This is a genomic window from Lactobacillus sp. ESL0700 (assembly GCF_029392095.1).
In the GTDB taxonomy this organism is placed as follows: Bacteria; Bacillota; Bacilli; order Lactobacillales; family Lactobacillaceae; genus Lactobacillus.
The window spans coordinates 1737506-1749917 of record NZ_CP113930.1 but is presented as its reverse complement, the minus strand read 5'-3'; the positions used below and the strand labels follow the sequence as shown (position 1 = coordinate 1749917).

The 12412-nt window shown below is 37.7% G+C and carries 10 protein-coding genes; all 10 read left to right on the top strand.

The window, feature by feature from the left end; genetic code table 11:
- Window positions 1-12: 12 nt before the first annotated feature.
- On the top strand, window positions 13-897 hold the full coding sequence (locus OZX63_RS08370) for a LysR family transcriptional regulator (RefSeq protein WP_277143134.1): 885 nt from the start codon (window positions 13-15) through the stop codon (window positions 895-897).
- Window positions 898-1071: 174 nt separating this feature from the next.
- Complete coding sequence (locus OZX63_RS08365; RefSeq protein ID WP_277143132.1) at window positions 1072-2262, top strand: MFS transporter; 1191 nt, start codon at window positions 1072-1074, stop codon at window positions 2260-2262.
- 249 nt (window positions 2263-2511) lie between these two features.
- On the top strand, window positions 2512-2673 hold the full coding sequence (locus OZX63_RS08360) for a hypothetical protein (RefSeq protein ID WP_277143130.1): 162 nt from the start codon (window positions 2512-2514) through the stop codon (window positions 2671-2673).
- A 370-nt stretch (window positions 2674-3043) separates the two neighbouring features.
- On the top strand, window positions 3044-3937 hold the full coding sequence (locus tag OZX63_RS08355; protein WP_277143128.1) for a LysR family transcriptional regulator: 894 nt from the start codon (window positions 3044-3046) through the stop codon (window positions 3935-3937).
- Window positions 3938-4139: 202 nt separating this feature from the next.
- Window positions 4140-5630 (top strand): FAD-dependent oxidoreductase, encoded by a 1491-nt coding sequence (locus OZX63_RS08350; protein WP_277143127.1) that lies wholly within the window; start codon window positions 4140-4142, stop codon window positions 5628-5630.
- Between the two features lie 111 nt (window positions 5631-5741).
- Complete coding sequence (locus OZX63_RS08345) at window positions 5742-7229, top strand: FAD-binding protein (RefSeq protein ID WP_277143125.1); 1488 nt, start codon at window positions 5742-5744, stop codon at window positions 7227-7229.
- Between the two features lie 23 nt (window positions 7230-7252).
- Entirely contained in the window at window positions 7253-8446 is a 1194-nt protein-coding gene (locus OZX63_RS08340; RefSeq protein ID WP_277143123.1) for an MFS transporter, read from the top strand.
- A gap of 131 nt (window positions 8447-8577) precedes the next feature.
- Complete coding sequence (locus tag OZX63_RS08335; RefSeq protein ID WP_277143121.1) at window positions 8578-9486, top strand: LysR family transcriptional regulator; 909 nt, start codon at window positions 8578-8580, stop codon at window positions 9484-9486.
- Between the two features lie 197 nt (window positions 9487-9683).
- Entirely contained in the window at window positions 9684-11168 is a 1485-nt protein-coding gene (locus tag OZX63_RS08330) for an FAD-dependent oxidoreductase (RefSeq protein WP_277143119.1), read from the top strand.
- Window positions 11169-11199: 31 nt separating this feature from the next.
- The gene (locus OZX63_RS08325) at window positions 11200-12408 is read left to right on the top strand and encodes an MFS transporter (RefSeq protein WP_277143117.1); all 1209 of its coding nucleotides are present in this window, start codon (window positions 11200-11202) and stop codon (window positions 12406-12408) included.
- Window positions 12409-12412: the final 4 nt, after the last annotated feature.

Sequence of the window (12412 nt, the reverse complement as noted above, 5' to 3'; positions counted from 1 at the left end):
TAGGAGATAAAAATGAAGCTCGTCCAGTTACAATACTTTCTAAAAGTGGTTGAATGCCATTCAATTTCAAAGGCTAGTTGTGAATTATATATATCGCAGCCCGCATTAAGTGAGTCGATCAAGTCTTTTGAAAACGAAATGGGTTCCCAAATCTTTGAACGTACTCGTAAGGGCGTGGAATTAACCCCAAAGGGCAAACAGGTTTACCACATTGTGCAGAAAATCCAGCGTAATGTGGAAGAACTCAATCGGTTTGCAATTAGTAATGAAGACATTGAGTCGATTAATCTGGCAGTTGTACCGATGATATCGGGATCAATCTTTCTTAAGATTATCAATGAGATTTACCAACAATTCCCGAAATTAGAGATTTCACCGGAAGAGTTGCGACCTAAGAAACTTTTGGAACAACTGCGTGATGGCAAGATTGATATTGCCCTCTGCAGTAAACGTAAGAACGACGAAACTTTATTTAATACAATTATCTCTGAAATGAATTTACAACATAAAAAGTTACTGGATGTGCCGCTGAAAGTTTATGCTTCTGTAAATAGTCCTTTAGCACATAAAAAGGAAATTACTGAAGCAGACGTTGAGGGCCTAACCTGTTTTGTTTTAAATGATTACAAAAATGGTGCGGGCCCTAAACAGCAGTATGTATTATCAAGTCGTGACATTATTTTTAATGCTGTTGCCCACGATCGTGGTTATACGGTAATGCCGGAGACGGCATCGATTGGAAACAATTATTTCATTTCCGGTCAGATCTGCACCATTCCCCTTGAGCAGAAACAGACCGTACCCCTTGAAATAATCTATCCTGCCAAAAATAACGTGACTAAGTTGGATAAACAGATCTGTTCAATTATTGAACGGACGCTACTTGATAACTACTAAATTCAATAATATGCAGAGACCTAATTCTGAAATTTATTGGATTAGGTCTCTTTTTGTTCAATTTTAAAATTAATATAGTAATGATTAATAATTTATAGACAATTAATACAATGTGTTTATTGATTAGATGTAACGAATGACAAAGTATTATAAATAAGGGAAGAAATAAAAATTATGGAAGCAAAAAAATTACCAGTTCTATCAAGTTATCGCTGGGTTATTTTGGGAATCATTGCGTTAATGGATATGATAAGCAATTATACCCAGTTTCAGATTTCCGCTTTAGCTACGCAAATTATGCCGCAATTGCATATTTCAACAGCACAATTTTCAAGTTTACTGATGGCACCGATGTTAGTTGCCGTATTTTTAAGTATCCCAAGTGGGATGCTGGCCGACAAGTTTGGTGCTAAAAGAGTCGTAACTATTGGCTGTATTGTATCGGTAATTGGTGCTTATGGTAGATTATTTGCACACAGCTTTATCACTATGATGCTAATGTTAATGATGTTTGGTGTCTATATGGCGCTGCTGAATGCAAATACGATTAAAATTTTTAGTACTTGGTTTAAGCAAGATACTAATGTTGCAATGGGAATTTTCTTTGCCTCGGCAAGTATTGGGATTACATTATCGCAATTGACTAATTCATTATTTGCTAATGTACATGCAGCTTATATCTTTTCATCAACAGTTTTACTAGTTTTAACTGTTCTGTGGATTTTGTTCGTTAAAGATACACCTGAAGGTGAACCTGTACCTAAGTCTGAACCAGTTACTAAATATTTAAGTGTTGTTGTCAAAAGTAAGAAGACTTGGTTAGTTGGTATTACTGGAGGAATTGGCTCAGCTGCAACTATGTCATTTACTGGAATTTTGCCGCAAGCATTGATTAATGGTAGAGGAGTAGCAGTAGCTTCTGCTGGTGCGATAGCATCTGTTGCAACTATCGGAAGTTTACTTGGATCGCTAATTGCTCCAGCTGTCACTAACAATCTTAATAAAGCTAAGCCATTTATGCTGTTAACAAGAATTGTAGCCGCAATTTCAATTTTTGCTACTTGGTTTGTGCCAATGGGCGGAATAATGATGGCAAACTTGGTTATTGGTGGTTTCTTCGGAGCAGCCAATGGCCCACTGATGCAAGGCATGGTTGCTGCATTTCCAGAGATTGGTCCTAAATATGCTGGTAGTGCCGGTGGTTTAGTTGGTACTATTCAACTATTGCTTTCATATATCTTTACAGTTATTATTTCAGCAATAGCTGGACAGAATTTCATGGTTACGTTTGGTATTCAAGCAGTTTTGACAGCTGCAACGATGATCTTTATCACGATTTTGCCAGATGCCAACCACGTTAAGTAATAGAAAAAATTAAAGGTGATGAACGAAAAGTTCATCACCTTTTTTGATACAAGCAATTTACACTACTTATAATATTAATCTTAAAAATGTTTTGAATGTTGCAAAATTTGCAGTTAATTTTGCTATAATTAATTGAACATGAGATGAAGATAGAATGCGGTGACTAATTTCTAAACTGAGGAAGTGGTGCTTATGGTGTAACAACTATTAAGTTCAGAATCCTAAAGAAAGGATTAGTCGGGTACCCACGTGGATACTGTTATTGCCTTCGGATTAACTGTTGCAGTGATTATCTTGGTATTGGTAACAGTAGTTAAGCAATTAGTCAGCTTAATTACTGAAATTACTAACTTAGTTAATGCTTTTAGTAACTTGATGGCTGCTTTAAAGAAATTTAAAGTAAACAAATAACCGCACTAGTTCACAAGACAAAGGCGGTTATTAGTTTAATCATCGTTAAGTCACCGCTTTTAAGCGGAAACTCATGTTAAGAGGTCCTGATACCAACGGGACTTCTTTTTATTTACAGCCATATTATAGCATGGTTTTAAAAAGCAAACAAATAACCGCTCTAGTTCACAAGACGACGGCGGTTATCAGTCAAATAATTGTCTAAGTCACCGCTTTTTAAGCAGAAACCCATGTTAAGAAGTTCTGACACCAACAGAACTACTCACAACTGTATTATAGCAAAAAAACAAACAATTTAGCAACTTTTTTGAAAAGCCTTACATTTAGTATATAATTAACATAAAAGATGTTTATGAACAGGAATGCAAAAATGAATTTTACTCAATTACATTGTTTTGTAAAAGCTGTGGATAATTCAAGCTTTACAATTGCGGCCGAGGCTTTGAATTTCACGCAACCTGCTGTATCTAAGAATATTAAGGATTTAGAAAATGAACTGGAAGTAACACTGATTAATCGTGGCCATCACCGAATTTCGCTGACCAATGCTGGTAAGTACTTCTATAAAGTTGCTCGTAATGTAGTTGACGATATGGATTATGCCAGTGAATATTTAAAAAGCCAGAAAAATAAGGTAGGCGACTTAATCCGTATTGGTTTTTCCAATACACCCCTTGAGCAAAGGTTAATGCCGCTGGTTTTACAGAAATTGCATCGAGCAGATAGTAAGTTGGAAATTCAACTTGTGGATATTTTAACTAATACTGTGTCGGTTTTACTTAATCATCGCGTCGATGTCTGTGTTATTTCTCGCGACTCAATTGATGTTGTAGGGGATGTTAAATTTGAAACTTTAATTCCTGGTGGCTTTGTGGTTGCTTGCCCAGCTGGCTCGCCTTTGAGTGAACAAGAAAAGATAACCTTAGCTGATTTAAAAGATCAAAAATTATTTATGTTTGATCCTAATAATTCCTTTAGTTTTCAAATGCAAAATTCGTTGATTGCTCAAATTGGACTTGAACACATCAGATTTGTGCAAGACTTTTTTACAATGGGTATTTATGTCAAAGCAAATTTTGGCTTAGGCATATTGCCGAATTTTATCGCTGATTTTGAAAATAAAGACGTAGTTTATGTGCCTTTAGATTACGCTGGAATTCCACCTTATGGACTGGCTTATATTGGCTCAGTAGCTAAGGATGTCGATATTTCAAAAATCATTCAGGTATTTAAAGACGCAATAAAGGCAACTGTTAATAATTAATTTATAGATAGCAAGAGTATATTGTTGGTTTTCCAATAGAACTGACAATATACTTTTTTTGTTTTGCCAAAAAAGCACGGAAGACTAGCCGGCCGACTGAGACATTCCATTTCGTTATCTTAAATTCTAATGAGCTTGCTAAGATAACTAATTCACATGTTAATTTAAAAATATAAATAGTTTACAGAAAGAAGGAATTAAGATGATGGATGCTTACGATGTAATTGTTGCTGGGGCAAGTAATGCTGGTGGTATGGCTGCGATGGCAGCAGCTGAACAAGGCGCTAAAGTTCTGTTAATTGATAAGATGGGAAGTTCACAATATCTTTTTCGATCTGCGTTTGCGGCAATTGAAAGTAACGCACAAAAGCGAGCAGGGATAAAGTTAAATAAGGCTGAGGTAGTTAATTATTTAACTTTGTTTAGTCAAGCTAATGTAGACCAACAACTATTATGGACATGGGCAAATCACAGTTCAGAAACGCTAAATTGGCTTGAAGACAATGTTTTGAAGCCTAATGGCGGCCATGTACGTGCACAACCTGATGCTCATTACGAATCTATGATGAATACGGCTTTTGCGACTGAAAATACTATTGCAAATGGTGATGATACTGATTGGGCACATTATGGGACATGGATGATTAATAAAATTAAAGAGTTAGGGGTAACGCTTAAATACAATACTAAGTTAGAAAAGTTATTAACAGCTGAAGATGGTACTGTTACTGGAATTATTACCAGTGATCGTGAAAGTGGCGCGACAACGGAATATCATGCAACTAAGGGTGTAATTATATGTACAGGCGGCTATGGCGCTAATAAGGAATTAATGGCTAAGTGGAATCCTTATGCATTAAAACGTAATGTTTATTCTGATAGTCCAAGAGATGATGGTTCAGGAATTGTAGCGGGACTAGCTGTTGGTGCCGCTCGTGATGAAGAGCCAGCTGAATCGATTTTTGATCGCGGTACAGTCAAGCCAGGGACTAAGGCTGAAGAACAATATCTTGTGGACTATAAGGGCACGGGATATTTTTGGCTAGGCTCTTATCCATTATTGAGAGTTAACTTGAATGGTGATCGCTTTGGTAATGAGAGTGAACCGTACGAATTTAATATTAATAGCGCTGCTAAACAGCCGGGATATCTTGAAGCAATTATTTGGAATGAAAAAACCATGGACAATTTAGCACAATTTCGTACTTTAGGGTGCTCACGTTTAAATTGGCCGGGATTTTATACGATTGAGCAAAATAAAGCTGAAGTTCAACGCCGGATTGATGATGGCATGGTTCAAAAGGCGAACACAATCGAAGAATTAGCTGAAAAACTGCAGCTACCAAAGGAAAATTTATGTGCTAGTGTAAGTCGTTACAATGAAATGTGCAATCAGCATTTAGATTCTGATTTTGGTAAGGAAACCTTTAGATTGTTCCCAGTTGATCAAGCACCATATTACGGTGTTATTATGGGCGGCCGGCTTCTGACAACACTTGATGGTTTGCGGATTAATACCCAAATGCAGGTAATCAATGAAGATGGTGATGCCATTCCGCATTTATATGCAGCTGGGAATGCTAGTGGTGGCTTTTTCTGGGGTAGTTATCCAGATCGACTTCCAGGACTTGCATGTAGCCGTGCTCAGACTTTTGGTCGTTTGGCTGGTCAATATGCAGCACAAAATAATTAAAAGTGACATTCCATTTCGTTATCTTAAATTCTAATGAGCTTGTTAAGATAACTAATTCACATGGTAATTTAATAGTGTATTGAAAGTTGTTAAAGGAAAGCAGGAATTTGTATGGAAAATACTTACGATGTAATTGTTGCTGGAGCAAGCAATTCAGGAGGTATGGCTGCAATGGCAGCAGCCGAAAAAGGCGCTAAAGTTTTGTTAATTGATAAGATGGGGAGTTCACAATATCTCTACCGTTCTTCAATTGCTGCAGTTGACTCTAACGCTCAAAAAAAGGCGGGCATAAAGATTGATAAAGCAAAACTAATTAATTTCTTAACGTTGTTTGCTCAATCTAATGTTGATCAACGTCTCTTGTGGACGTGGGTTAATCACAGTGCTGATACGGTTAATTGGCTTGAAGATAATATTTTAAAGCCTAATGGTGGCCATATTATGGCTGAGCCTGATGCACATTATGAGTCGATTGTTAACACGGCTTTTCCAACAGAAAATGTTATTGCGACTAAGGATAATACTGATTGGGCACATTATGGAACATGGATGATTGATAAGGTTAAGGAACTAGGAGTAACGCTAAAGTACAATACCAAATTAGAGAAGCTAATTACGGCTGAAGATGGTACTGTTACTGGGATTGTTGCTAGTGATCGTGAGAGCGGCGCGACAACAGAATATCACGCAACTAAGGGTGTGATTTTATGTACAGGTGGATATGGCGCCAATAAAGAATTAATGGCTAAGTGGGACCCGCTAGGTTTAAAGAAAAATGTTTATTCAGATAGTCCAAGAGATGACGGTTCAGGTATTTTAGCGGGATTAGCTGTTGGTGCTGCTCGCGATGAGGAACCCGCTGAAACTATTTTTGATCGTGGTGGCGTTAAGCCAGGAACAAAAGCAAAAGAGCATTATGTAATTGACTATCGCGGCTTTGGATACTTCTGGCTGGGTTCATATCCGTTGCTAAAGGTTAACTTAAAGGGTGAACGGTTTAGTAATGAGAGTTTACCGTATGAGCTTGATATTAATAGTGCTTCTAAGCAGCCGGGATACCTTGAAGCAGTCATTTTTAATGATGAGACATTGAACCATCTTGAGCAATTCCACACATTGGGATGTTCTCGTTTAGGCTGGCCGGGAATTTATAATACCGAAGGCGCAAAAGCTGAAGTTCAAAGACGACTGGATGATGGCACAGCACAAAAAGCTGACACAATTGAAGAATTAGCAGAAAAACTGCAGTTACCGGCAGAAAAATTGGCTGCTAGTGTTCGTTGTTACAACAAGATGTGTGCGCAAAAGCAGGATACGACACTTGGTAAGGAACCATCTAGATTGTTCCCAGTTGATCAAGCACCATATTACGGCATTTTAATGGGCGGTCGCTTGTTAGCTACTCTTGATGGCTTGCGGATTAATACCAAGATGCAAGTAATCAATGAGTCTGGGGATGCAATTCCTCATTTGTATGCAGCAGGAAATGCTAGTGGTGGCTTTTTCTGGGGCAGCTATCCTGATCGGATTCCTGGACTTGCATGTAGTCGTGCTCAAACTTTTGGTCGTTTGGCTGGTCAAAATGCTGCGGAAAATTAATTGTTAGTTGAAAGGAAATAAAGATGGAAGTTAAACAAATGCCCAAATTATCTAATTATCGCTGGGTAATCTTGGCCTTGGCAGCTTCAATGGATATTATTAGTAATTATATTCAATTTCAAGTTTCTGCCTTGGCTACTAAAATCATGCCAGCACTGCATTTAACGCAGCCGCAATTTTCTAGTTTATTGATGGCGCCAATGCTAGTTGCTGTGGTGATGAGTATTCCAGCGGGATCACTAGCAGATAAATTTGGTGCTAAAAAAGTTGTGATGGTTGGTTGTATTGTTTCTGTACTTGGAGCTTACGGTAGAATTATTGCTAATAATTTTGTGACTATGATGCTGATGTTATTGATGTTCGGTGTATATATGTCAATTTTGAGTACGAATACGATTAAGATTTTTGGTATCTGGTTTAAGCAAGATACCAATGTTGCGATGGGAGTTTTCTTTGCCTCAGCCAGTATCGGAATTATGTTATCGCAGATTACTAATCCGTTATTTCCTGATGTAAAAACAGCATACATGTTTTCATCAACAGTTTTGTTAATTCTTTCAATCTGTTGGGCATTGTTTGCCAAGGATGCGCCAAAAGGTGAGGTAGTACCACCATCAGAGCCGGCAATGAAATACGTTAAGGTTGCGATTAAGAGTAAGAATACTTGGTTAGTAGCCTTGTGTGGTGGTTGTGGAATGGCTGCCTCAATGGCATACTCAGGAATTTTACCCCAAGCCTTTACTTTGGGTCGTGGGATGTCAAGTGCTTCTGCCGGCGTGATGGCCGCAGTTGCTACAGTTGGTAGTTTCTTCGGTTCAATGGTTGGACCAACAATTATTAATAAGTTGAAGCATGCTAAGATATTTATGTGTTCGGTAACGGCAATTGCTGCATGTTCAATGTTTATTACCTGGTATGTTCCAATGGGAACACCGTTAATTATTAACTTAATTATTGGTGGCCTGTTAGGTGCAATGACTGGTCCAATTGTTCAATCAATGCCAATTTCATTTCCAGAGATTGGACCAAAGTATGCTGGTAGTGCTGGCGGGATAGTTGGTATGGCTTCAACTTTATTGTCATACTTTGTACCAGTATTTATTTCAGCTATTGCTGGTCGCAGTTTTGCAGCTAACTTTATGATTGAAGCCATTGTTACTGCAATGACAATCATTATTATGTTGATTTTACCTGATGCGAATAAGGGTAAGAGATGATTGACCATCAAAAAGAGTTAAAAGGGAAGGGAAAATACCTTCCCTTTTATATTGAAAATTCATCTTTTCATGAAAAGCCTTACAAATTAACGTATAATAAAGTAAAACTATACGTTGAATGGATGATGAAAATGAATTTTACCCAATTACGCTGCTTTATTAAGGCTGTTGATAATTCCAGTTTTACCATAGCTGCTGAAAAATTAAACTTTTCGCAATCGGCTGTTTCTAAGAATATTAAGGACCTAGAAAATACTATTGGCGTGACTCTGATTAACCGTGCACATCACCGAATTTCTTTAACTAATGCTGGCAGATATTTTTATCATGTTGCGCGTAACGTTTTAGATGATATGGACTATACTGTAGCTTATTTACAGGGTCAGAAGAATGATGCTGGTAATCTATTACGCATTGGTGTTTGTGATACGCCGTTTGAACAAAAAATGCTACCAATTTTTTTGCGTAAATTAAGATCAGTGATTAGCAATTTAAAAGTTCAATTCGTTTTTGTATTGAATAATTCAATTGGTGAATTACTAAATCACCACGTGGACATATGTATGATTGCACGAGATGATGTTGAGGTGGTTGAAGATATTGAGTTTGAGCCTTTAATTGAAGGCCGTTTTGTAGTTGCGTGTCCAGAAGATTCACCTCTTGCACGCAAAAAAATGATTACACTTGATGACTTGCAGAAAAAGGATATTTTTCTTCTGGATCCTAATAGTTCATTGAATGTGCAAGTTAAGTTTCAAAATGCAATCGTTAATACATTAGGTATGAAATATATTAAATTTGTACAAGATTTTTTATCGATGGATGTTTATGTTAAAGCCGGTTGGGGATATGGCATTTTGCCTAACTTTATCGCTGATTATCAGCTTGAAGGAATCGCTTATATTCCGTTTGATTATCATGCCATATCTCCTTATGGCATTGCATATATGGAGTCACTTGAAAAACAATCTGATATTGATCAAGTTATTGCTGTTTTAAAGGAAACTGTGATGGAATTATCTCCTAATCAAGCTAAGTAACACACAATTTTTTTGATTTACTAAAAGTCTGACATGAACAATTAAATGTTGTAATGGCGGGCTTTTTTGTATTTCAAAAACTCGACTATTCCATTTGGTAATCCTCAATTCTAAATATGGTGCAGAAGTTCACGTTATTCATAGTATTATGAAAGCGTATTAAAAAAACAAAATTTTAAAAGAAGTGAGGGAGAAAAATGGAAAATAGTTATGATGTAATTGTTGCCGGTGCCAGCAATGCCGGTGCTATGGCTGCCATGGCTGCTGCCGAAAAAGGCGCTAAGGTATTATTGATTGACAAGTCTGGTAGTTCACAGTTCTTGTTCCGTTCATTCTTTGCCGCATTGGACAGTAATGCTCAAAGAAGAGCAGGAATTAAGGTTGATAAAGCTAAGTTAATGAACTTCTTAACTTTGTTTTATCAAGGCAATGTTGATGAACGCTTGCTTTGGACATGGGCTAACCACACTGATGAAACAGCTAACTGGCTTGAAGATAATATCATGAAGCCACACAACGCTGTTTTACGAGTACAACCTGATGCTAATTATGAAACAATCGTCAATACTGCTTTCAATACAGAATTAGCCTTAACAACTCCAGATAATGACTGGGCTCATTATGGTGAGTGGATGATTGATAAGGTTAAGGAATTAGGTGTAACGCTGAAGTACAATACTAAACTTGAAGAATTAGTAACTGACGACAGCGGTAAAGTTACCGGTGTCATTACTAGCGATCGTGCTTCTGGTGCTAAGACTGAATATGCCGCAACTAAAGGTGTCATTATTTGTACCGGTGGTTACGGTGGTAATCCTGAATTAATGCAAAAGTGGGATCCACTTGGTTACAAGAAGAATGTTTATTCTGATGGCCCACGTGATGATGGTTCAGGTATTTTAGCTGGTTTGAAAGTTGGCGCAGCTCGTGATGAAGAGCCTGCCGAAATCATCTTTGACCGTGGTGCTGTGAAGGTTGGCACTAAGGCTGAAGAGCATTATCTCATCGACTTTAAGGGTCAAGGTTACTTCTGGATGGGTGCTTATCCACTGCTTAAGGTTAACTTGAATGGTGAACGTTTCGAAAACGAAAGTGTACCTTATCAATTTGATACCAATGCCGCTGCTAAGCAACCTGGTTATTTGGAAGCTGAAATTTGGTCAGAAGAAACAATGGATCACTTGGCACAATTCCATACACAAGGTTGTTCACGCTTAGGCTTCCCAGGAATTTATAACACCGAGGAAAATAAAGCTGAAATTCAACGCCGGATTGATGACGGTATGGTTCAAAAGGCTGACACAATCGAAGAATTAGCCGAAAAATTACACATGCCAAAGGATAATTTGGTTCATAGTGTTGAACGCTACAACGAAATGTGCAAGAAGGGTGAAGACACCGATTTGGGTAAGGAACAATTTAGATTGTTTCCAGTTGAGCATGGCCCATACTACGGTGTTGTTTACGGTGGCCGTTTGCTTGCAACACTTGATGGCTTGCGGATTAATACTAAGATGCAAGTTATTGACAAGAACGGCAAACCAATTCCACATTTGTTTGCAGCAGGGAACTGCAGTGGTGGCTTCTTCTGGGGCAGTTACCCAGACAGAGTTCCGGGTCTGACATGCAGTCATGCACAGACATTCGGACGTTTAGCCGGTCAATACGCCGCTGAAAATTAGTTTTTATTTAAAAGTAAGGGGATTTTAAATAATGGAAGAAAAACAATTACCAAAATTGTCGAGTTATCGTTGGGTAATCTTGGCTATTGCTGCACTCATGGATGTTGTCAGCAATTATACACAATTTCAAGTTTCTGCATTAGCTACGCAAATTATGCCAGCATTGCACATTACACCTGCACAATACTCGAGTTTATTAATGGCTCCAATGTTAATTGCCGTGTTTCTTAGTATTCCTGCTGGTTCATTAGCAGATAGATTTGGTGCTAAGAAAGTTGTTACTGTTGGATTAGTTGTGTCAGTTATTGGTGCTTTTGGCCGATTAATTGCTCATAACTTCATTACAATGATGATTATGTTGTTGATGTTTGGTGTTTACATGGCACTTTTAAATGCTAATACGATTAAAATTTTTGGTATTTGGTTCAAGCAAGATACTAACATGGCTATGGGTGTATTTTTTGCTTCAGCAAGTATTGGGATTATGTTATCTCAGATTACTGGACCAATGTTTAAGAGTATTAATTCTGCATATACTTTTTCATCAGTTTTGCTATTAATCCTTGCTGTTTGCTGGGTATTATTTGTTAGGGATACACCTAAGGGAGAAGAAGTACCACAAGCTCAAGGACAACAAGAATCATCAATGAGTTACTTCAAAGTTGCTGCTAAGAGTGGCAAAGTTTGGTTAATTGGTATCTGTGGTGGTTGTTGTACTGCTGCTGCAATGGCATTCTCAGGAATTTTACCACAAGCATTCGCTGCTAGAGGAATGAACGGTCGTCAAGCTGGTATGTTTGCTGCCATTGCTACTGTTGGTAGTTTATGTGGATCATTATTTGGACCAGCTATTGTTGGTAAGCTAAAGAATGCTAAACCATTTATGATTACTACTACATTATTATCTGCTGTTTTAATGGGTATTACTTGGTATGTTCCACTTGGCGGAGTATTATTAGTAACTTTGATTTTTGGTGGGCTATGCGGTGCCATTACTGGTCCATTACTACAAGCTATGCCAATTCAATTCCCAGAAATTGGGCCTAAATATGCTGGTTCTGCCGGTGGACTTGTAGGTACTATGTCATTGCTTTTGTCATATGTTGTTCCAGTTATTATTTCTGGAATTGCAGGACATAACTTTGCATTAACTTTTATTCTTCAAGGTACAATTTTTGGCTTAACAGTTATTATTTTGGCAATTCTTCCAGATGCAAACCATGCTGGTGAGAGAAAATAGATTA

Excerpts from the sequence above, each read along its gene's own strand:
- OZX63_RS08370 (WP_277143134.1), top strand. The coding sequence starts at position 13 with ATGAAGCTCGTCCAGTTACAATACTTTCTAAAAGTGGTTGAATGCCAT.
- OZX63_RS08365 (WP_277143132.1), top strand. The coding sequence starts at position 1,072 with ATGGAAGCAAAAAAATTACCAGTTCTATCAAGTTATCGCTGGGTTATT.
- OZX63_RS08355 (WP_277143128.1), top strand. The coding sequence starts at position 3,044 with ATGAATTTTACTCAATTACATTGTTTTGTAAAAGCTGTGGATAATTCA.
- OZX63_RS08350 (WP_277143127.1), top strand. The coding sequence starts at position 4,140 with ATGATGGATGCTTACGATGTAATTGTTGCTGGGGCAAGTAATGCTGGT.
- OZX63_RS08345 (WP_277143125.1), top strand. The coding sequence starts at position 5,742 with ATGGAAAATACTTACGATGTAATTGTTGCTGGAGCAAGCAATTCAGGA.
- OZX63_RS08340 (WP_277143123.1), top strand. The coding sequence starts at position 7,253 with ATGGAAGTTAAACAAATGCCCAAATTATCTAATTATCGCTGGGTAATC.
- OZX63_RS08335 (WP_277143121.1), top strand. The coding sequence starts at position 8,578 with ATGAATTTTACCCAATTACGCTGCTTTATTAAGGCTGTTGATAATTCC.
- OZX63_RS08330 (WP_277143119.1), top strand. The coding sequence starts at position 9,684 with ATGGAAAATAGTTATGATGTAATTGTTGCCGGTGCCAGCAATGCCGGT.
- OZX63_RS08325 (WP_277143117.1), top strand. The coding sequence starts at position 11,200 with ATGGAAGAAAAACAATTACCAAAATTGTCGAGTTATCGTTGGGTAATC.